General features: G+C 44.4%; 22 protein-coding genes and 1 tRNA gene. 3 read left to right on the forward strand and 20 right to left on the reverse strand.

Translation table 11 applies throughout. The annotated features are described in order from the left end of the window. Nucleotides 1–2 precede the first annotated feature (2 nt). The 20 genes from TALK_RS00865 to TALK_RS00965 all read right to left on the reverse strand — a co-directional run bounded on the left by TALK_RS00865 (nucleotide 3) and on the right by TALK_RS00965 (nucleotide 19,484). Nucleotides 3–671, reverse strand: coding sequence for a methyltransferase domain-containing protein (locus TALK_RS00865; protein ID WP_085614913.1), 669 nt, complete (start codon nucleotides 669–671; stop codon nucleotides 3–5). A gap of 16 nt (nucleotides 672–687) precedes the next feature. Then, the gene (locus tag TALK_RS00870) at nucleotides 688–1,746 is read right to left on the reverse strand and encodes a phosphotransferase (protein ID WP_085614915.1); all 1,059 of its coding nucleotides are present in this window, start codon (nucleotides 1,744–1,746) and stop codon (nucleotides 688–690) included. Then, on the reverse strand, nucleotides 1,746–2,348 hold the full coding sequence (locus TALK_RS00875) for an HAD family hydrolase (RefSeq protein ID WP_085614917.1): 603 nt from the start codon (nucleotides 2,346–2,348) through the stop codon (nucleotides 1,746–1,748). The genes TALK_RS00870 and TALK_RS00875 overlap by 1 nt, the downstream gene beginning before the upstream one ends. Nucleotides 2,349–2,359: 11 nt before the next feature. Beyond that, the gene (locus TALK_RS00880; protein ID WP_085614918.1) at nucleotides 2,360–3,298 is read right to left on the reverse strand and encodes a transketolase family protein; all 939 of its coding nucleotides are present in this window, start codon (nucleotides 3,296–3,298) and stop codon (nucleotides 2,360–2,362) included. Next, entirely contained in the window at nucleotides 3,295–4,116 is an 822-nt protein-coding gene (locus TALK_RS00885) for a transketolase (protein ID WP_085614920.1), read from the reverse strand. Before TALK_RS00885 ends, TALK_RS00880 begins: the two co-directional genes overlap by 4 nt. A gap of 29 nt (nucleotides 4,117–4,145) precedes the next feature. Next, nucleotides 4,146–5,144, reverse strand: coding sequence for a GDP-mannose 4,6-dehydratase (locus TALK_RS00890; protein WP_085614922.1), 999 nt, complete (start codon nucleotides 5,142–5,144; stop codon nucleotides 4,146–4,148). 23 nt (nucleotides 5,145–5,167) lie between these two features. Further along, entirely contained in the window at nucleotides 5,168–5,785 is a 618-nt protein-coding gene (locus TALK_RS00895) for an SIS domain-containing protein (protein ID WP_139833684.1), read from the reverse strand. Then, the gene (locus TALK_RS00900; protein WP_085614926.1) at nucleotides 5,785–6,723 is read right to left on the reverse strand and encodes an NAD-dependent epimerase/dehydratase family protein; all 939 of its coding nucleotides are present in this window, start codon (nucleotides 6,721–6,723) and stop codon (nucleotides 5,785–5,787) included. Before TALK_RS00900 ends, TALK_RS00895 begins: the two co-directional genes overlap by 1 nt. Before the next feature lie 286 nt (nucleotides 6,724–7,009). Then, on the reverse strand, nucleotides 7,010–7,762 hold the full coding sequence (locus tag TALK_RS00905; RefSeq protein WP_085614928.1) for an ABC transporter ATP-binding protein: 753 nt from the start codon (nucleotides 7,760–7,762) through the stop codon (nucleotides 7,010–7,012). 6 nt (nucleotides 7,763–7,768) lie between these two features. Further along, nucleotides 7,769–8,617 carry an ABC transporter permease gene (locus TALK_RS00910; protein WP_085614930.1) on the reverse strand — a complete coding sequence of 283 codons (849 nt, stop codon included), beginning with the start codon at nucleotides 8,615–8,617 and terminating at the stop codon, nucleotides 7,769–7,771. A 78-nt stretch (nucleotides 8,618–8,695) separates the two neighbouring features. Next, nucleotides 8,696–10,546, reverse strand: coding sequence for a hypothetical protein (locus tag TALK_RS00915; RefSeq protein WP_085614932.1), 1,851 nt, complete (start codon nucleotides 10,544–10,546; stop codon nucleotides 8,696–8,698). A 14-nt stretch (nucleotides 10,547–10,560) separates the two neighbouring features. Further along, entirely contained in the window at nucleotides 10,561–11,235 is a 675-nt protein-coding gene (locus tag TALK_RS00920) for a class I SAM-dependent methyltransferase (RefSeq protein ID WP_085614934.1), read from the reverse strand. A gap of 23 nt (nucleotides 11,236–11,258) precedes the next feature. Next, entirely contained in the window at nucleotides 11,259–12,524 is a 1,266-nt protein-coding gene (locus TALK_RS00925; protein WP_085614936.1) for a class I SAM-dependent methyltransferase, read from the reverse strand. A 10-nt stretch (nucleotides 12,525–12,534) separates the two neighbouring features. Next, nucleotides 12,535–13,410, reverse strand: a complete 876-nt coding sequence (locus tag TALK_RS00930) for a sugar nucleotide-binding protein (RefSeq protein WP_085614938.1) — start codon at nucleotides 13,408–13,410, stop codon at nucleotides 12,535–12,537. Nucleotides 13,411–13,419: 9 nt separating this feature from the next. After that, nucleotides 13,420–13,947 carry a WbuC family cupin fold metalloprotein gene (locus TALK_RS00935; RefSeq protein WP_169714912.1) on the reverse strand — a complete coding sequence of 176 codons (528 nt, stop codon included), beginning with the start codon at nucleotides 13,945–13,947 and terminating at the stop codon, nucleotides 13,420–13,422. Then, nucleotides 13,937–15,160, reverse strand: coding sequence for a methyltransferase domain-containing protein (locus TALK_RS00940; protein ID WP_085614942.1), 1,224 nt, complete (start codon nucleotides 15,158–15,160; stop codon nucleotides 13,937–13,939). The genes TALK_RS00935 and TALK_RS00940 overlap by 11 nt, the downstream gene beginning before the upstream one ends. A 303-nt stretch (nucleotides 15,161–15,463) precedes the next feature. Then, a complete protein-coding gene (locus TALK_RS00945) occupies nucleotides 15,464–16,111 on the reverse strand; it encodes a 5'-methylthioadenosine/S-adenosylhomocysteine nucleosidase (protein ID WP_085614944.1) in 648 nt (215 codons plus the stop codon). 103 nt (nucleotides 16,112–16,214) lie between these two features. Beyond that, nucleotides 16,215–16,291: transfer RNA gene (locus TALK_RS00950), tRNA-Arg, on the reverse strand. A gap of 144 nt (nucleotides 16,292–16,435) precedes the next feature. Then, nucleotides 16,436–18,172 carry an adenylate/guanylate cyclase domain-containing protein gene (locus TALK_RS00955; protein ID WP_085614946.1) on the reverse strand — a complete coding sequence of 579 codons (1,737 nt, stop codon included), beginning with the start codon at nucleotides 18,170–18,172 and terminating at the stop codon, nucleotides 16,436–16,438. Nucleotides 18,173–18,521: 349 nt separating this feature from the next. Next, entirely contained in the window at nucleotides 18,522–19,484 is a 963-nt protein-coding gene (locus TALK_RS00965) for an ABC transporter ATP-binding protein (RefSeq protein ID WP_139833685.1), read from the reverse strand. Nucleotides 19,485–19,690: 206 nt separating this feature from the next. Here TALK_RS00965 and TALK_RS00970 point away from each other — a divergent pair, with 206 nt between their 5' ends. From TALK_RS00970 to trpA, 3 genes are all read left to right on the forward strand, one after another. Continuing rightward, a complete protein-coding gene (locus TALK_RS00970; protein WP_085615685.1) occupies nucleotides 19,691–19,870 on the forward strand; it encodes a zinc-finger domain-containing protein in 180 nt (59 codons plus the stop codon). Nucleotides 19,871–20,012: 142 nt separating this feature from the next. After that, nucleotides 20,013–21,236, forward strand: a complete 1,224-nt coding sequence (trpB, locus tag TALK_RS00975; RefSeq protein WP_085614950.1) for a tryptophan synthase subunit beta — start codon at nucleotides 20,013–20,015, stop codon at nucleotides 21,234–21,236. Further along, entirely contained in the window at nucleotides 21,233–22,081 is an 849-nt protein-coding gene (gene trpA / locus TALK_RS00980) for a tryptophan synthase subunit alpha (protein ID WP_085614952.1), read from the forward strand. Before trpB ends, trpA begins: the two co-directional genes overlap by 4 nt. Nucleotides 22,082–22,115 lie beyond the last annotated feature (34 nt).

Consider the following 22,115-nt stretch of genomic DNA (forward strand, 5'->3'; position numbering starts at 1 on the left):
CCCTACTCGAAGTATATAAAGGAATGATCACCGGTGTATCCACAATTACGGAACCACCAACTCCATTCATCAGGCGTGTTAAATGCTTCACAGGTTACCTGCCAATAAATAAGATTTGCTTTTTCCACTTCGTTTCGATATGACTCAACACAAATATATTTCGATTTTCCAACGCGCTGAATTTCTCGCAATGATCTATTCAAATCATAGCAATGAAGATTGTGAATAGTATTCAAAGAGTAAACAAGATCAAATTCATTATCTTTAAAAGGAAGGTCGTTGGCATTCCCATACATGATGCGGTCTTTAATCTCTTCTTTGGCATCATTAATTGCATACTTTGAAATATCGAGACCGTACACCTCTATACCAGGAACAACCTTGGTAAAGTCAAACATTAAATAACCTTTACCGCACCCAACATCAAGTATTCGATCTCCAGACTTCAAGCCATAATGATCAGCCATTGCTTTCGCAACTTTTTCCCAACGCCCCTCCATATAGCGATAGCCACCATAATTAATGCGTCGATCACCATCCCAATAATCATAATCCCATTGTTTAGCCAACACAGCGGCCTTAGCCTTTGGAAATTCTTGGTCGTTCACGCGAGCCAAGTAATCACGTGTTGTACTTTTGTGAATTACCGACATAAAATCTATGTAAGACAATTTATAATCTCCATTGTTAAATATCTTGATACAATCCCAACAGATATCGGCTGCGGATCAACATATCCTCTGCCTTAACAAGTCGCTCTGCCTTTAAATTGGCCAAGTTCAAACTATTATTTGCAAACTTACTTCGATCAGCCCATTCGGGAACGAATGGATTAAGTATAATGCAGCACCACTTAAGCGCAAACAAAGGTAACATTATTTTGACCCGCTCGAGAATCTTCTCTTTCTCAGAGAAGTTTTGCAGTGCTATTCCGACAAAACTTTCGAAATACTCGAATGGGACTGGCAAAGCCGGTTGCAGGAAAAAATCCGAAAGGGATTTAGCTGGATCATCCCAACCAGCGTATTCAAAATCAATAAATTTAAGCCCATCCTGCGGCGTGAAAAGGATATTATGGAATCCAAAATCCGAGGGGGAAATCATGCGTTTGTTGATTACTAATGGCTCATCTAGTGAAAACGCAAAGTTAGCTTCGAAATTTCGTAGGGCCGTCTTGATCTGCTGCCAGAGATTCTGCAATTCATTTCGCAGCGATGCGAAACTCTCATCGATTTCACCTGATAGAATAACATCATTAAAACGGGCTAACCGTGAATCTATGTGCTCAATATGCCCTGCTGCTGACCAAAAGGCTTCAGATGCCATTTGTAAACCAGCCGAATATCGCAATAATGAGGGATGGTTAAGATCCGAAAGGAACTGCGCAGCTTCGCATACTTCCTTAAGGCCTATCTCCTTCTGCGAAAGCTTACGACCAGGTAGGTATTCATAAAGTGCAACACGCTGCTCAGGAAGAGATGCAAGCGGTCTTGGAACGGAGCGGAGTCCAGCCGACTGAGCGTATGACAAAAATGACCATTCAGATCCAAGACGATCACGCTGATCTCTATCGCTAGAAAAGTACCATTTCGCAACATACTGATCACGATCAGCCTGAATTATATCAATCCGATTGTTGCCACCCTGCTCACCTTGCACAACCTCTAACTTGTCAACAGTGATGCCACCTTTAGCAAGCAGCGCACGGAAGGTCTTTCCCGAAGAAAGGGAGAATTGTCCCGTCATCAGATTTCCAAAAACTCTTTAAATTCGAACCAAGAACGAACACGTTTTGCCGATGTGAAATCAGTATGATGGTCATCTGGATCAAAGAGAACGCCACGTATTGAGTCCGAAAAATTGGTGGCATTTAATATCTCAGGCAAATCATCGAGAAAAACATCACAACCAAGCTCGTTAACACGCTCTACTTTTGAGTCCTTCTGCTCTCGGAAGTTAATACTGTCACTACCAATCAAAGGCTCACCGTCGACAACCAAGTGCGTCAAAATCCAATTTCGCGCAGCTTCATGCAGATCATATTTTGGCCCCATAAATGGATGGCGCGTTTTATGACTTACAATGAAAAGTTCCCATCCCGCGTCCCGTGCCGCTGACAACGTCTCAATAACGTTTGAGAATGGTTGCACGTCATCCATACGACTACCATAAACATACCCTTGCATCTCAGTCCAATAGGCTTCCTTGCCAACCGAGCGCAAGTAATCACGAACAGACACTTTGCTTATTGGCGTATTCGCCGGAATAAGCCCTTGCTCGAGCGCAACTCTATAAAAAACATCGTCATACCGGACGATTGTGTTATCGAAGTCCAGACCTATTTTCATGTACTTTTGCCTCACGTCTGCTCTGAGAGTGCCTCGATTGCGCGCAGCTCAATACTCTTTGCATCAATCCCAAAATAACGACGCGCAAACGCATGATCACCAATTTCATGTAAAAATCGATCATCTGTTGCAATAGACAAAAGCCGTGCACGTGGCATTACACGCTGTGAAATAATCCATTCAGCGATAGCACTATTCAAACCACCAATACAGCTATGCTCTTCGACAACCACCACATTGTCAAATCTCGAGAATAACTTGGACAACTTCTCGATGTCTAATGGTTTAATAGTATGAAAACTCTCGACTTGAACTGAGATCCCTGTTGCTTTAAGCGTACTAGCAGCCTGCATTACTTCCGGTAAAATGTTACCCGTTCCGATAAAACAAATATCATTCCCTTCGATGACCGTAGTTGCTTTTCCAAGTCTCAGGCTATGATTGAATTCGTCCGAATAAACTTGCGGCTCATTTTTCTTTCCCAATCGGATATAGACAGGTTTGTTTTGCTTAAGTGCAGCTCTCAAACCACTTCGCAACTCCGCTTTGTCTCCAGGAGCAAAAACTACTATCCCAGGTAATGCACGCAAAATCGCAATATCTTCAAGTGAATGATGAGTTGGCCCAAGAGAAGAGTAAGAAAGACCAGAACCAGTTCCCACAATGATGACCGGCGCGTTATGATAACAAACGCCAACGCGAATTTGCTCAAGACACCGCGTGGTTGTAAATGGTGTAATCGTATATGTTACAGGCCGCAGGCCACTTAATGCCATACCCGACGCCATACTCATCATATTGGCCTCAGCAATGCCACAGTTATAGAAACGATTACTGTTCTTATCTTTAAAATCATCGAACATCCGGTTCCCGATATCACCAGAAAGAAGAACGACACGCGAGTCTTCTGCGCCTAACTTTGTGATTTCGTCGGCAAACGCTGTTCTCATTGATCATATCCTAATTGCTCAAGCGCCATAGCAAATTCAACTGCGTTTGGAGTTCGGTAATGCCAATTATTGTCATCTTCCATAAAGTCAATACCTTTACCCTTTACTGTATGCGCAATTATAGCCAGTGGCTGCCCAGACTTATTTGAATCCGATTGAAGGAGTTTAATCATTGACGGAATGTCGTGGCCATCAACCTCAAAAGTATTCCAGCCAAATGCTGACCATTTATCTTTAAATGGGTTAATCGCGAGCACGTCGGAACTTCGATCAGTTGCCTGCCATTTGTTAAAGTCGACAATAACCGTCAAATTATCCAATCTATGGCTTCCGGCAAACATCGCGGCCTCCCAGATGGATCCTTCATTACATTCACCATCTCCAAGCACCGCAAAAACTCTAGCATCTCTTCCCTGAATACGGTTTGCCAAGGCCATACCAACGCCCATAGGCATGCCGTGCCCAAGAGAACCTGTTGCCGCTTCAATCCCTGGTAAATGGCTCGGAGTTGGCGGATGTTCACCAAACAAACCGCCATTGACATGATCGCTGTTAATTAGGCTTTCATATGGAAAGAACCCTTTAAGCGCCAAAACCTGAAAAAGGGCAGGAGCGGCATGCCCTTTACTAAGAATAACCTTGTCTCGATCAGGGTCATTCGGTGAATTTGGGTTCACATTCGCAATATCAAAATATAGAACTACGAGTATATCTATACAGGACAGGCAAGATCCCAAATGTGGGGTTTTTGTTTTGTAAGAATACTCAATGATACGTCTGCGCAGTTTGCGGGCCGTTTCTTCCAGACTATTAATCATGGTCTAAATCCAAATTTGGCACATCTGCATTAAGATTTGTGGACATAGTCGAATGACTGAGCCTTCAACACGTCCAAATTCTGGTCAACCCAGGAAATACACTGATCAAGACCAACATCCAAATTGATGCTATCTTTCCAGCCCAGCTCGGAGCGAATCTTTGAACTATCTAGCAAATAGGCAGCGTCCTTACCTAAACGGTCTCCAACGACTTCGACACAATCCTCGAATCGCAAGTCCATTTTCCGACAAATACGCTCAACGAGTTCCCTAATAGTTACGACCTCGTTAGTAGAAATGTGATAGGTTTCTCCAACTCGCCCTCCATCCATCAAACTCCAAGTCGCCGACGATACATCATCCATATGAATGAACGAACGACACGACAATCCACCTCCATGAAGCTGTAACCTTTTGCCAAGGCGGAAGTAGAGTATGGCTCGCGGAATAATACGATAAAGCTGCTGACCTGGACCATATACATTTGCAGCACGTGTCGAAATAGCAGGAAAACCATATGCTTCAACAAAAGTTTTTAAACTCATATCAGCCGCTGCCCGCGAAACCGCATATGGCGTACTCGGATTAAATGGTGTCTCTTCGTCGATGAAACCATCTGTACTGCCATATACCTCAGGCGTTGTAACGTGCACGTAGCGATCAATAAAATCACACCAACGCAGTTTATTGTGCAGCATTACAGTTGATACAGCATTTGTCCTAAACCAGTCTTCTGGACGCTCCCAACTTTGCCCCACCATACTTTGCGCCGCAAAGTTTACAATCAAGGACGGCTTGTCACGATTAACCACCTTCATTATTTCATCTTGGTGATGGTTAATATCATAGGGATAAAATTTAAATCTCTCGTCTTTTCCCATCCAGCGATATGGCAGGAAAACTCTATTAGGTTCGTCAGAACGACTCATTCCAATCACGTGAGCGCCCTGCTTTAGGGCATAGGAAGAAAAACACGCTCCCGAAAAGGAGTTGCTGCCAATCACAAGAACTTTTTTCTCAAAAGACATAACGAACTTTCTCGATCTACTCTTTAATCACGCAAAAGTGGGGGTCGAACTGCAAACACATCTTCACGGTTCTGATACATCCACTGCATCACCATGTGGCCAACAATCATCTGTAAATCCTCGCTAACCTGCATATCATCTATTGCGAAATGAATTGGGACATCGGCAAGGTCTTTAGCTTTACCACCTGAGAAGCCAAGAATTGCAAAAGAAGTAAGGCCAAGTGTCTTTGCTGTCTTAAGAGCCTCAATGATGTTTGGGGAATTTCCACTTCCTGAAAGTGCGATCAGCACATCACCGTGTTGCGCATGAACGGCCAAAGGATAAGAAAACACATGCTCATACCCTTCATCATTTGCCAGACAAGTTATTACTGAACCATTTGCAGGCAATGCCTGAACATTCAAACCAGAGCCAAATATTTTCGAAACCCCGTAAACGAAATCATTAGCAAGATGCACAGCATTCCCAGCACTACCGCCGTTACCACACAAAAACACACGGCGCCCAGACTTCCAGCATTCTAGAAGACTGTCACCAAGAGTTTCAATTGCAGGCCAATTGGCACACTCAAGACTTGTATGCAACCGGTGGACATAGCTTTGGCCGAGAGAAGTCACAGATGGAAATACGTTCCGCATCACACTACCACCTTTTGCTGCATCCATTTTAAATTATGAAAATGTGGTTCATTTTTAAGGGTACCTCGCTGATAGGCAGCAATGATCTCGGTAATTGCGTCACCGACTTTCTTTTTCGGCTTAAAGCCCGCCTCAATCAATTTGTCTGAATTGATACGATAAGATCGAGGATCATTTGATTCTGTAATTTTGATTTTTGCCGGAATTTTTGACACAACCATCTCAGCAATATCAAGAATTGTTAAGTTTTCAAAACCGGCATTGAAAACGCCAGTCACCTCTGCATTATTCAATAAAAAGATATACAGATCGGTTATATCATCTATGTGAATATTCGGCCGAGTCTGTTGACCACCAAAGACCGTAATTTCACCAGATATAATTGCCTGCATCGTCAACATATTTACAGATACATCAAGACGCATTCGGTCTGACAACCCGCAAACCGTTGCAGGGCGAACAATCTGAACGACCATATCATCGGCATACGACAATATAACCCGTTCTGCCACCATCTTCGTCTTGTTATATTCCGAAATTGGCTCCAAACTTAAATCTTCAGTAACTAGATCTTCATCCTTAACACCGTATACACTACCCGAAGACGCATAGATAAATCGCTTGACACCTTCCCTCTTCGCCTTATCAGCCAGCTGCATTGTAGCAAGGGCGCTTACTTCCCAAGTTAATTTTGGATCAAGGTCACCGCATGGATCGTTAGCAATTGATGCCAAATGAATAATGGCATCAACTCCAGACAAATCTATCTCATTGGTGTTACGAACATCTATCTTACGTATCTCGAGGTTTCGATGATCCGGTAGAAAATTACCAAACCACATTATATCTATGGCGATAACTTTGTGCCCTAATTCGAGTAACTTCGGCACTAAAACGGTGCCTTTGTATCCACAAGCACCGGTTACAAGTATCTTCATTAGAAATCCTTTCAGGGCGATTCATCACTATAGAAATTATCAAAGGGCACTCATCTTACTCTATAATCAGATCGCAATATTTGTAACAACTTACTCGCCAATCTAATTTACGGCAGATCCCGGCGAAAGTAACTTAACAAGAAATAATTGAGGCCATTTATTCAGGATAAAATATCAACTCAAACCTGTGATATACTTAACCTATTAAAATAGAATATAGAATTATCTTTTTTGCGATTTAAATGAACCTGCAATAATTTTACAATTAACATTCAAAATAAAAATATTATACTTCACTCGCATGTAAACTCAAAATATCATCAACATCTCCCAACTTAATCTGCTGTCCACTTCGCATCAGCAACGCTTTATTACAAAATTTCTTTATGATTTCAGTATTATGAGATGCAATTACAAGAACCCGTGCGTTTGACATAAGATCCGCCATGCGTTTCTCAGATTTCTTTATAAACTTGGCATCACCGGTACCAAAAACCTCGTCTACAAGTAATATATCCGGAGTAAACGCCGTCGCTAGCGAAAAAGCCAAACGCGTTGCCATCCCGGCTGAATAAGTACGAACTGGCATATGTATAAATTCGTGCAATTCCGCAAATTCAACAATCTCATCCGTAATATCGTTGATATTTCTCTTTTGCATTCCGCGGAGATAACTTGCCAGATATATGTTCTCCAGCCCGGTGGCATCACCATCCATCCCAAGCCCAATATCGAAAAGCGTTGTCACAATTCCATTCCGCAATACCCCCCCTTGCGTAGGGGCATAAATACCTGCAAGCAACTTAAGTAATGTTGTCTTGCCCGCCCCATTTGAACCGACGAGGCCCAATCGGTCACCACCATATAATGAAAGATTTATATCTCTCAATGCTTCAACAGCGCCTTTTCCTGCACTGTTTACTCCTATGCGCGAACCAAGCGCTACATTCCTAATCGCATTTCGAAAAGAACGGCTCTCTGCGCTGTAAAGGGGAAACTTAAGATTTACGTTTTTTACCTGTAGAACTGCTTCTGCCATGACAATTTAGACCCAAAGAACGAGTGTATAACGGTAGCGGCGATACAAAATAAACGCTAATAGAGAAAAGAATGCAGCCATTACTCCCACGGCAATCAATGATTCCTCCCCTGGTGCATGACCAAGAAGTGGTGCTCGGAGGACTTCTACATAATGCGTTAGCGGATTCATTTTCGCATAAACCCCGTATTCTCCAAGCATTTCCGGCTTCCACATAACCGGCGTTACCATCATAGCCGGCGTCATTAAGGCCCCTATTGCAGGCGACAAATCACGAAAACGAGCAGCCATCATACCTACAATAACGGAAACACTAAGGGCTGTAACAAGCGTCATAAATAAACCAAGAACAAAATAAGGGATAGATTCAACTGTCGGCCATGTTCCAGTGGCAACTGCCACACATACCCAGAACGGTAAATAGTGTAAAAACAACCACAACCCACGCATAACAAACCGCAGAGCATAAATGATTGGTGGTGCAGGAAGGCTCTTAATCAAACCCGAGAATTCACCAGTAAACATATCACATGACTGAAGAATGTACCCCGAAATTAACTGCCATACCAACATTCCCGAAATCATATAAGGAACATATTCCCTCCACGACACGCCAAAAATAACACTCCAAGCCAAGGCCATGCCACTTAACGCAATTCCAATGCCAAAAACCAGCCAAAGTGGCCCCAATGCTGCTCGTCTATACTTTGTGCGAATATCATTAAGACTTAAATATATCCAGACAGGCCAAGCTCTAAAAGCACCAAATATCTCTCCCGAAGCCGATGTTGCTCTTTGGAGATAATTGCTATTAAAAACATTCTTTTGAATTGAATTCGAAGACTTTTCTCTCATCAGATGAGTTCCATAATTCTCGAAATTTGTATTTTCCCAAAAGGAAAACTAAAATATAAGAATAATCCGAAAAAACAGTTACCGGTTTTTATTCGAAGGTTCAATCGCTGTATAAAGAGCACTTGTGCAGCCTACCCTAGCTCTCCCCCCTAACCCCATCAATAAAAGCATATGCACAATAATTCTTTCCATAAAAAGAAAAGAAATCAATACAACAGCAAAGGGTAAGATTATATATTTCGCAGTATTAGGAAGTAACCTAAACATCAATCTGATATAATCAAACTTCTTATTTACAATCGATCTAATAATACTTCCGTTAAAATATATTTTCTGCCCGGAATGATCTCTTAACTGCGTTGCCAACCCGAAGACACTACGAATTAACTCATTGTACCCATCATTGTCGTAATTGACTTTATTAAAAATAGACACATCCTGTATATTTATACGATATTCTATTCTATCTAAATTTGACAATAATGCACAAATATCACCTGACGTACAATTAACGAAAAATATATGCATCCCCTCACCAGAAAGGCTCCCTACATTGCAAATACTCTCCACCAATGACAGAGAACTCATATCAATCCAATTCACTCCTTGATCATCTAAAATCCTCTTCAATAATTCATCTTCAGTACCAATAATTGCCACATTATTAGAACCTTTTTCCTTCTTACAAGATCTTATCCACTTTTTAAAATTATAATAATCAATCCAGTCCCTTCTTAAAAAGGAACCTCTTTTTTTTTCTCTACAAAATATTTTTCGTATATTAATCATAAAATTATAGTATTTATACTTCTTCATATCAAAATCAGCATTTACTTCGCTAGGAAGTGAAGAATCTCCCCTATTAGATTTCCAATTTATAACTCCCTTCACCCAATACATATGGAAACAATGGTTAATGGGCGAAGTCATCAAATGCTCAATTGATTGAACAATATCTTTCGCTTCTCTGGCAACAATAGTTGCTTCTTCTGTAATATCTTCACTATGAAAAATTATGTCATACTGCGAAACATCCCTATGCTCCTTAGTAGTCCAATTAGAAAGCTCCGATGCGATATCTTTTATATTTAATTTATTTGGAATAACAAAATCTAACTCTTGTTTAAAACCTTGAAGCTCCATCATAAAAAATTGATCGGAATCGGCTAATATTTCAACTTTAGCGTTCGGGACCAATTCTGGAATAAAGCCATAATCACAATATGAATTTACACCACTAATCTCCTTTTCCGGCTTAATCATCATCATAAATATTAGATAGTGCCGAGCTAAAATCGAATTTCTATCTATCTTCCAATACAATTGATTGTGAGTTTTGCAGTTGAACCCTGTATTAAAATTAATAAATTTACCAACAACCGTTGGATGAAGGTTGCGTAAAGATATTCGAACCAACTGCCGCGGAGAAAAAGACAATTTCATTTCTCCGGTTTTTTTATGTGAATTTATTTCTTCAACTACATTCTCGGAAACCACCCTTAGTGAAGGCGCAACAATACAGGTGTGTCCTTGCTGAATTTTCGTAAGAATCGTTGAGAATGAATTATCCGCATATACAAAGTCTGCATTCATAAAGATAAAATGCGTATCCGTTTGCAGTATTCCACTGTCTGCAATTCCACGTGCATAAGCAAGAGTCAACGTTACTCCGTACATTCGCCCTGGAACAAGGTCATCAATAAATATGAACCTGACAGGGCAAGTACGCTCAATTTCAGAGAAGACTTCACTCTCTTGGAATACTTTCACACTTTCCCGTGTCGTCAGCACCAAGAATTCTAAATCTGCCCCTTGCGTTAATGCCGGAAGATTTCCCGATGCCAGAACTGTCGGTGCCGAAAGAGAAAGGAATTCATCAATATATTTTTGACCCCAAACAGACAGAAGACACTTAATTCTCAAAGTCATTTCGACGTTGCCTTCTATAAGCGTCTATTGGCACAAACTGCGAACAAATAATGAGCCATTTTATGAAAACCTGTATGAACAACTTCGTCATTCATGCTGAAAATAAAAACGTTATGAAAGTACTCTTCCATTAAAGATTTTAATTGTGGAGCCGATTTACAGTTAACATGGCCAATTTTCGATTGGCTAGACGCATGCTCTTGGCTTTCAAGAGAAGGTAATCCAATAATGGCAACACCATTATCGACCAAGGACGCAAAAGCATTTTGTAAAAAAATATGTTCATCATTTTTTGCAATATGTTCCAACACATCAAGAGAATAGAGTGCGTCGAAATCACCTTTGACAGGACCATCAAGCATATCATGAACATGCACATCAAATCCCCATGAGGGATGCATATGCTCTTTGATATCATCAATAAAGATGGGATCAAAATCAATCGCCGTGAGTTTTTTCACTTCGGCCTGAACGATCCGAGTTCCAAAAGCATCACCACAACCTATTTCGAGAACATGGTCGCGACCCGAAAGCATTTTAGAAGCGAATTTGTATCGCGAAAGACGAAACACCAGATGCTTAGGGTCCCCTATCCAACTTTCGCTACTCCTTAAGCCCAGACGCTCAAACCCATACTCCTCAGCACTTTCGATACATACCTGATACTGCGGCTCTTTAGAGTTTTTCATTTAAGACCTCTTAGTAATTTCGTTTACAAAGTTTCAGTCGAATCAAGACTAACAACGCTGATATTAGGGCATAAGACAATAAACTTACCCCCTTCTTCAAGATATCGACGATTATTAGCAATTATTTTCTGTGCGTGCACCCAAGCTAAAATCACAGTATAGTCGGGCATCTTGACATATAGATCACTAGTCGGAAGTATTTTGATCCCGTCTCCAGATGAATAGAGGCCTATTTTTTGCGGATGATCATCAACAATATATTCAATGACATCAGTCAGTCCCATTTGCGAAATCAAAGTTGGTCCGCTTCGGGCCGCACCATATCCAGCAACAGAAGCTCCTTGAGCCTTTAATCTCTCGACAAAAGCCTCCATTTGAGCCTTTTGGTATTTAACCCTCTCTGCAAAATCATAGAGGGTTTGGACTTTATCGAGCTGTCTATTTTCCTCAATCTGCAACAATTTCCCAACAGTACCATCAATAGAATACTTGCCACCTTTATGCTGCACCACACCAATCAGAGAACCATGCTGGATTTGAGAGCGCGATACAGAAATCAGTTCCATTCCATGCCTTTCCATAAATCCAACCATCGGCTTAACCGAATGATGACTAATATGCTCATGGAAGATAGTAGCAATAATATTTTTATCTAAAATATCTAAAAGGTATTGAGCTTCAAAAACAAATATACCTTCATCTGAAAGAAGTTCTTTTATTGAATCAACCATACCTCCCAGATCGTCAGCATGAGCAAATACATTAAATGCACATATAATATCTGCTTTACCATGATCTAATTTAATTTTTCTAGCAAGATCTAACGACATCAATTCAGGTAAAGTAGGTATTCCGGATTCTGTCGCCTGCCGTGCAACTTCTATCGCGGGATCAATACCAAGAACGTTAAAGCCACTATCTTTAAATGCACGAAGCAAAGACCCATCATTACTTCCAATATCGATAACGAGAGAACCTTTGGCTGGATGATACTTCTCAAGGAGCATATCGCGAATATCCGCAAAGTGCTCAAGCATACCGTTTGCCATACTTGAAAAGTATGAGTAATTATCCCATAAACTTTTTGAATCAACTACATCTAGCTGCTGCACATGACCACATTCAACGCACATAAAAAGGTCAATTGGATACCGTTCTGCATCCTTGCCAGAAGCCCGATTTGAGCAATAGTTTTCAGAAAGAGGGATAGGCTTAAGCTCAAGAACGCAAATCACATTTGATGAGTCACATAGTCGGCAAGTTTTTCGATGTGTTACCTTGGCGGTCATGATCTTTCTCTTAGAAAATATCGTCAATTACACTGGATAAAGACTGCGGTTGAATACCGCAAAGTTTCGTAGTGCGATCCATTCCAATCCCACTATACCTTGGCTTAAATGCGATATGAACCCCCTTCTCTGTTGCTGTAGTGGACTCAATAAGACTTCGAGAAATTCCTATTTTCTCAGCAAGAGCATATGCGAGATCAACATAGGAAACATTTTCAGAACCTGATAAATGAAAGTTACCGCTAATTCTCTTTTCCCCCAATTTTACCAGCGCATTACTCACAAAATGTGGAGACATAGGAGCAAAAATAAGATCAGAAAATGGCGTTACTATGTTGCCATTTCTCCAGCTCGCGATCCAACTTGGCAACGGGGGCGTTGTAGCATCAAGAATCTTGGTCAGCCGAACAACATTGTAGCATTCTGCATAACCGGCCTCATTAGCCATTGCTGCAATAGCGACTTCTGATTGTGACTTTTGCTTGGCATAGGCTATACCAGGAGAATGACGAGCATATTCACTTGGCCAACTTTGATCTCCCCCGAAAACAGAATTAGTTGATATGTAAACAACAAACACCCCTTGCTCAATTAAAGATAATACTGCACGAGGTATTAATTCAACATTTATTCTATACGCATTCGGATCTACTTCACATCTGTTATAGTCTGTAGCTGCCGCAACAACAAAAGCACAACAAATACTTTTGGGAACCGCAAACGTGGCCTCATATTCAAAATCAAATACTATACGATCTGGTCCGGCTGTATCCACTCGTCGAGTTGTTGAAAGGGCTTTTAATCCTTTTGATTTCAAAGTATCAAAAACATACCCCCCAACCAAACTGTCACCACCCACTACAAGGTACTGCGCACTATCAGACATATCGTCTATTTACCTTTTGAAATTTGCAATTTTTTCCATGAGTTTACTTTTATATATTAAAATATCATCTAAATTTTCTTCATCTGGTGCAAATGGAGCTTTTTGAGTGTCAACAGAAGAAAAAGGACCATTTGTGACTTCATGAAAGACAACTGTTTCCGATCGAATAATTATTGTGTGATACAAACTTTCCGATAAACGATAAAAAGAACATTTCCCACTACCAATATTACCTAACTCAATTAAGTTAGTTATCTCTCCACATTCATCAAATATTAAAACATCCAAATATCCATCAATTACATGAAAAGATTCCGATTTACCATTATGCTTATGAGGTTGAATATAGCTATTTGACGTAATAGCTATGATCATTTCATGCAGGCTATCGTCATTATTTATGTGTGCACAAATGCGTGCTCTTTTCCGAGGATTTTTGCGAGCACATTCTTTTAGAAAGTCAATATCGCTGTCACCAACAGCCACGATCGTGCTATCTGCCACAAAAACTTCTGGGCTCAGTTTCCTAAAATTCATTTCTCGCCTCTGAGATAATAGACCCTTCATTATCCACAAAGATGGACATAAATTCACCACCGCGATTAATATAATCTTCGTTTTTTGCGCGAACTTTGCGCTCGCTTTCATAGTTAAGAGATAACAGACAAACATCCGTCTCCGTCAAAACTGAAGAATCAATAATTGGCACCCCCGATCCCGGCATCAGCAATCCCTGCTTCGAAGGGTGGTCATCTATGACCCACGTTACGAATTCACCCACTGAGTACATATTCAGAAATTTGGCCGCCAAATGACCAGCTCCGAATACAGCAACCTTTTTACCTTGAATCTTCCACTGCTCCAGCACTCCCCGAACACTGCGCGCACAATCGCTGAACTGTTTTGCAAATTTATCCCCATCTGCCAAAGCCTGATCCAAGTCCGCATCTAATAATAACGGCCATTTTTTTTCAACCCACTGACTATTCTCGGCTATGGCCACTAAAGAGTCTTCAAACTGATATGGGTAAATAATAATATCGTTAAGATAAATATCAGAATTTTTAGCAAAAACATCCATCATGTATGATGTAAAATATGTGATATGTTCCTCCCAAATAAATACATAATCACTTGCCTTGATAAACTTTGAGGAATCCGGCATTTCAAACCAAATATACCCATTCGGCTTTACTAATTTACGAATTTCTGAAATGAACAACTGTGGATTATGAGAGTGCTCTAGTATATGACGCACTGATAAAAGATCTGCTAACCCATGTTTCTCTTTTAGTCTTAAATTATTTTGTGAATTAAATGCGGCCTGTATGCTTTCAAGCCCTGAATATGGAGACAATAAACCTAGATCATTAACTGCGTCATATCTATAAACGTTACAGAATCCCAAATCATTTAACCGCTTAAGAGTTGTATCATCCTTATAAGTAAGACCAATTATTCTTGAGTCCTTATTTAAATTCGGTAATTCAGATAACCTACGAACCACATCATCAAGATGCCCTTCGGGTTCATTATATGTTATCCAATCAAACTCCGATCTGACCATATCAGCTGGCATTGGGTTAACAAGCTGGATCATCCCACATGCATAACATTGACCAACAGAAAGAGGATGAGTGTCAGTTTCTGCAGTACTCGACTTTTTGAAGCGATTGCTTGGAGGCTGTGGACCAAAATCCACGAGATCCCCAACGCTGAAACCTCCACAACACAAACATTTATTTTTCATATCGATTAAAACCTAAAAACAAAACTAACAGAACCTATCAAGACATCTCTATAAATGAAAGGGTGTCCCCTAAGAATTGAAGGGTCGGACAAATATTAATTTTTAAGATTCTCGCGTTCAGGCTCTGCAAATAATGAGACGACTCACAGGATTTCAGCCCAGCCTTTGAACGTGTGATGAATTCTGGAAAAACCAGCCATTATCAAGGTCCAGGTTGACCCACAGGCCCTAACCCCGATCAAGACACTGGATCAAATCCGCACAGGAAGTTGATCTTTGCGCACAAAGACCCAGCGGGATCGACTATCGTTTTGACAAGTCGATCTCGCCGCCTTCCAGTGCGGCATGCAATTTATCAACGGCCTCGGCCAGTTTCTCGTCAATGACATGCAAATAGGCCGTCCAATCCGACAGCTTCTTAAGCTCTTCCTTGCCATCGGAAATACCGCGCAGCCCGATCAACGGCACATCAAACTTGTGACAAACGCGCAAGATCGCAAAGGTTTCCATATCGACCATATCGGCATCAATCGCGTCATAGGCCGCACCCGATACAATATTGGCCCCGGTCGATAAACGGGCTTCGGCGACACCGGGAATACGATGCGGCATTTCCAACGCAATCGGCAAATCAAGATAAGGGGTAATGCCCTTTTCAAAGCCCAACGGTGAACAATCCATATCGCGATAAGAAACCGTGGAAGCCTGATAAACTTCCGCCTGTTCAAGTGTTCGCGATCCCGCAGATCCCAGCGTGACAACAAGATCGGGCAAATCACCCGCCAGCTTAAGATCCATCATCGCCGAGCTGAGATTAATCGCCGCCTCAACCGGACCAATCCCGATCATTAACGGCTTGAACCGTTTTTCCAAATGCGGGCCATATTCCTGATTTGCCGCCATCGAAAACAGGATGTTGGTCCCGGCAAAATCATGAAGAAATCCACGCATCTGTTATCCAATCCGTCTGCAATTAACCAAATTGCAGACTAATGATCCAGACGCAGGTTGGCATCCCCAAAAGGGGCCATCAAAGAAAAATATTAAGGGGGAGTGGTGCACCCGACTGGATTCGAACCAGTGGCCTTTGCCTTCGGAGGGCAACGCTCTATCCAGCTGAGCTACGGGTGCGTAATATAGGCATCGGGCAGTACGGCCCGAGCGGTTTGGGTGATACAGGTTTTGTGCGTCGCGGGCAAGGATTTTTGGAACCCGTCGCACGCGGCCATCATCGGGGCGCGCCGTTACGTTTTAATTGGTGCCGCCACACCACAATCAGCTTTCAACATCGCGCCGTTCATAAGGGTCACGCACGATCCATGTGCCATCCCATTCCCGGTCTTGTTCACGCCGTGACAGGCGTTCCATACGATTTAGCATCAACTGTGCGGCAAAATCATTGCCAATGCCGTTCTGTACTTCTTCGAACAAGGGCCGCGCCTGATCAAATTCACCCTGTCGATAAAGCGCAATCGCCGTTTCATAGGTCTTGCGCCAATCGCGGCGATCATCGCTAAGCTGGCCGGACGGGGCAAGAACTTCGTACAGGTAAACTTCGTGTTCAGTACCCAAAAGCACAACATGGTCAAGATCACGCATTTCAATCTCGCCCGTCGCCATATTGGCGGTTTCATGCGAGGCAAGAATTTGCGTGCCGTAAATGCGGTTGGCCTTTTCAAGACGGTTGGCGTAGTTCACGCAATCACCAACTACGGTATAGGCGCGCGATTTATCGGTCCCGATTGACCCGACGACCACTTCACCGGTCGCAACACCAATCCGTATATCAAGCCCGTGGTCACCGATCAGATCGGCATATTTGGTTTTAAGCGCATTAAAACGTGCAACCTGTTCAAGGGCGGCAAGGCTGGCTTGCTGTGCATGGCCTTTTTCACCGCAAAACGGCGGCCCCCAAAAACCAATCACCCGGTCGCCCAAAAAGTTATCGATAATCCCGCTGTGGTTGGCAATCGGTTCGGTCATCGCCGTCAGATAATCATTAAGAAAATCAACAAGCTTTTCCGGCGAAATATGTTCTGCCATCCAATCAAAATTGGTCAGGTTCACAACACTGACCGTCATCACGCGCTTTTGCGAGGTTTCAAGTGCTGTTTCCTGTGACAAAAGGTTATTGATAACCTTTGGATCAACATATTTGCCAAACCGTTCACGCATCCTAAATCGCACGCGCAATTCGCGAGTCATGCGATTAAAAGCATCCGCCAAGCGTGAAAAATCGCCCTTTCCCTTGAAATCAAGGTTGGTATCAAGCTTTCCCGATTGGACGCTGTTTAGGGCATTTGTCGTGTCACTAACCGCCTTTACCACCGCCTGGGAAAGGTAATAGGCAAAGGAAATACCGATCACAACCGCGGCCAGCATCATGATGAATTCGGCCTGAATCAGAAAATCTTCGCGCGAGGATACGTTTTCGACCATTTCGCTGGCATATTTTTCCAACAGCAAAATTTCACTGCGCAGATCAAGCACGATATTGCGATGAATGCCGCGCACCAAATTTTCCTGACGGCGCGCATCATCAAGATCACCTTCGCCAACCCGCCCCAAAAGCCGTTCAACACCAAGGTTGAACTGGGCTGCAACATCAGCAAATTCACGCATCCGAACATCAAGGTTTAGCAACCCGCCCTGTTCAAAATGGCTCGAGGCCTGCGCCCGGCCAAGGGCGGCGGATGTAAATGCCTTGCGAAAAGCCTGTTCAATCTGGGTTTGCTTGGCATCGATTTCAATTTCGATCCCACCCAGCAAAGACGCCTGTGACCCTTCGTTTTCGACCACGCGCATATAGCGATCGATCAGGGAAATCTGCTCAAGCTGGCGGGAACGGATATCAGAAAGGGCATCTTTGACCGGCGTGATATAGCGCGACACCGCTTCAAGATCGCCATTGATCCCCAGCGACTGAATAACAGAGAACCCGGTGGCCACAACAAGCCACACGACAAAAAAGGCAGCAACACCCAGGAACTTTGCCTGAACGGTCCTTAGCATGCCGGTCCTGATCCTCCGAAAAACGCATTCGAAAACGCAAATGCAATAGCTGCCATATCGTGATGGTCGCCCCGGGTAACAACCATGGGACCGATCTGCAACTGTTTAAAAATGCTACCTGATCGGGCATCCGCGGTCAAAACGCAATCATTTGACCCTACAGGAAAAGTCGCGTGACGTCGCCCCGCCAACACTTTTACGCGCCATATCTGCCGAACAATCCCCACCACCACGGTATCAACCCGCGCCAAATTCTTCATACAAATGTTAAATCAGGGCAAAAAAAACAGAACCCTGCAAGCAACTTACAGGGTTCTGAAAATATAGATCAACCTAGATAGCAATCAGATCAGGCGGCTTTGCCAGCGCGCGCCTTGTCGTTATCGCGGGTCAACATCAGGAAGATATCTTCAAGATCACCTTCTTCGGTCGACAAATCCGTAATCGCAAGGCCACTGCCCTGAATGGCATTAAGGATTTCCGCCATCTGGGTGTTGCTGGGCCGATAATTCAACGCAATCTGGTTGGGCGCCTTAAGTTCTGCCCCCCAAGGGGCAAGAACATCTGGAACCGCATTAAGGTCATTCTTAACCGTTAAAACCAATGTCTTATGATCAATCCGGCGCAGCAGGCTGCGCTTGTCTTCATGGGCAATCACATTGCCCTTGTTGATGATCGCGATTTCGTCACACAGTTCTTCGGCTTCTTCAAGATAATGCGTGGTCAAAACGATGGTCACGCCTGCCTTGTTCAGTTCTTTGACATAGGCCCAAAGCTGTTGACGCAATTCGATATCAACACCGGCGGTCGGTTCATCAAGAACCAGAACCGGCGGGTTATGCACCATCGCCTTGGCAACCAGCAAACGACGACGCATCCCGCCCGAAAGCGACCGGGAATACGAGTCGGCCTTGTCCGACAAGCCAAGAGCGGCAAGAATTTCATCGGTCCGGCGTTCCGATTTGGGCACACCATAAAGCCCGGCCTGAAGTTCCATTGCCTGACGCGGAGAGAAAAATGCGTCCAAATTCAATTCCTGTGGCACGATACCAATCGAACAGCGTGCAGGACGCATTTGTGTTTCGATATCGTAGCCCCAGATTTTTGCCGTCCCGCTTGTTTTGGTAACAAGGCCTGCCAAAATATTGATAAACGTGGATTTTCCGGCACCATTCGGGCCAAGCAGGGCGAAAAATGAACCGCGCGGGATTTTAAGCGACACATTGTCCAGTGCCAGTTTTTCACCATTCGCGCCTTTATAGAGCTTGGTCAGCCCCTCGACTTCGATGGCGTAGTCGGGCATTGCAGTCATGAATGCGTGATCTCCGCTCTTTTCCGCGTGGCTTGTTTGCGCTAAGACCATGCGGAAGTGTTGATTGAATATGCGCAATCGGTATCATCCCGATGAAACCGGGGTCAATGGCTCACGGACCTTTGGGGCCGAGACAGAGCCGACGATCAACCGATGGCAACACCGATGAAAACACCGATGCCTGTGCAAACTGGGAAACTGGATATATGAAGATCACCGAAGAAATCAAAGTCGGCAGCCTGAATATTGCCTGTGACGGCGGCAAAGGCCATCTTGGTCACCCCACCGTTTACCTCAATCTTGAGGAAAAGGGCGAGGTGGTCTGCCCGTATTGCTCGAAGAAATATATTTTCGACAAATCCCAGGCCGAGCACGCAGCCCATTAATCCGTTTCACCCACAAGCGGGTAAAAGAAACGATGACGAAGCCGCCAAACCTTTTTTGCCCGGCGGCTTTTCGCTGAATTAATGACTGTCGCATGTCTTTGCCGTCGCGGCATCGTTCGCGGCCCATTCACGGGGAAATCCTATGACGTCTGCACCAACCGCGCTTAACAGCTATCGTGCCCTTCCGGATCCGGACGGACATTTCGGCAATTTTGGCGGACGCTTTGTCGCCGAAACTTTGATGCCGCTGATTCTCGAGCTTGAGCAGGCCTATAAAGACGCCAAGGCCGACCCCGCGTTTCAGAAAGAACTTGATTACTTTCTGCGCCACTATGTCGGGCGCGCGAACCCGCTTTATTACGCCGAACGCCTGACCGAGCACCTCGGCGGAGCCAAGATCTATTTCAAGCGCGAAGACCTGAACCATACCGGCGCGCATAAGATCAATAACTGCATCGGCCAGATCCTTTTGGCCAAACGCATGGGCAAAACCCGCATCATCGCCGAAACCGGTGCCGGTCAGCACGGTGTTGCGACCGCGACGGTTTGTGCGCGCTTTGGCCTGCCCTGCACGGTTTACATGGGCTCCAAGGATATCAAACGCCAGTCATCCAACGTATTCCGCATGCGCCTTCTTGGTGCCGAGGTCAAACCGGTCGTATCCGGTTCCTGCTCGCTTAAAGATGCGATGAACGAGGCACTGCGCGATTGGGTCACCAATGTCGAGGATACCTTCTACATCATTGGCACGGCTGCTGGCCCACATCCCTATCCGGAACTGGTCCGCGATTTCCAATGCGTGATCGGCAACGAAGCCAAAGAACAAATTCTTGAACAGGAAGGCCGCCTTCCTGATCAGGTGATCGCCGCTGTCGGGGGCGGGTCAAACGCAATCGGTTTGTTCCATCCGTTCCTTGATGACAAGGAAATCGAAGTTGTCGGCGTCGAAGCCGCAGGTCACGGGGTTCATACCGGCAAACACGCCGCCAGCCTGACGGCCGGAAAACCCGGCGTTCTGCATGGCAACCGTACCTATCTGTTGATGGATGATGACGGCCAAATCAAAGAAGCCGACAGCATTTCAGCCGGTCTTGATTATCCGGGCATTGGCCCGGAACATAGCTGGCTTAAAGATATCGGCCGGGCACGTTACGTGCCGATTACCGACAAAGAAGCACTTGAGGCGTTCAAACTTTGTTCGGAACTTGAAGGCATCATTCCGGCACTGGAATGCAGCCACGCCATTGCGCAGGTGATGAAAGAAGCCCCGAAAATGGGCAAGGACAAAATCATCCTGATGTGTCTGAGCGGCCGGGGCGACAAGGATATCTTTACCGTGGCCGAAGCACTGGGAGTAGAACTGTGAGCGACGCAATCATCGGCGGCAAAGACCGCATCGCCAAACGTTTCGCCAAGCTCAAAGCCGAAGGCCGTGCGGGTCTGGTGACCTTTATCACCGCAGGCGACCCGGACCCGGAAGCATCGTTTGAAATCCTGAAAGCCCTGCCCGAAGCCGGGGCCGACGTCATCGAACTTGGCATGCCGTTTACCGATCCAATGGCAGATGGCCCGGCCATTCAAGAAGCATCGATCCGGGCACTGGCCGCAGGCATGCATATGCGCAAAACCCTGTCACTGGTGCGCGGTTTCCGCGATCAGGATCACGATACGCCAATCATTCTGATGGGCTATTACAACCCGATCTATATCTATGGGGTTGCTGAATTCCTTGAAGATGCGCGCAATGCCGGGGTTGATGGCCTGATCGTTGTTGATCTGCCCCCCGAAGAAGACGCCGAACTTTGCGTGCCAACCGTGGAAAAGGGCTTGTCCTTTATCCGCCTGACCACACCGACATCTGATGACAAGCGCCTGACGAAACTTGTGCAAAACACGTCGGGATTTGTCTATTATGTTTCAGTTGCCGGGGTAACCGGTGCCGGTTCGGCCACCAATGATCAGATTGTCGAAGCCATGGCGCGCCTGCGCCGCCATACGGACCTTCCGATTGCAGTTGGTTTTGGCATCAAAAGTGCCGAGCAGGCCGCCGAAGTTGCCCGACAGGCGGATGCCGCTGTGGTCGGGTCGGCAATCGTATCAAAAATTGCCGAAAGTCTTGACGAAAACGGCAAGGCCACCGATAAGACCGCCTCTATGGTCACAGGCCTTGTTCGCGAACTTGCAGATGGGGTGCGCAACGCGCGCAAATGATGTTCGCGTTGTTGTGAAATGACCGATATAGGTA

Origin of the sequence: Thalassospira alkalitolerans, assembly GCF_002115745.1 — a bacterium.
GTDB classification, from domain to species: domain Bacteria; phylum Pseudomonadota; class Alphaproteobacteria; order Rhodospirillales; family Thalassospiraceae; genus Thalassospira; species Thalassospira alkalitolerans.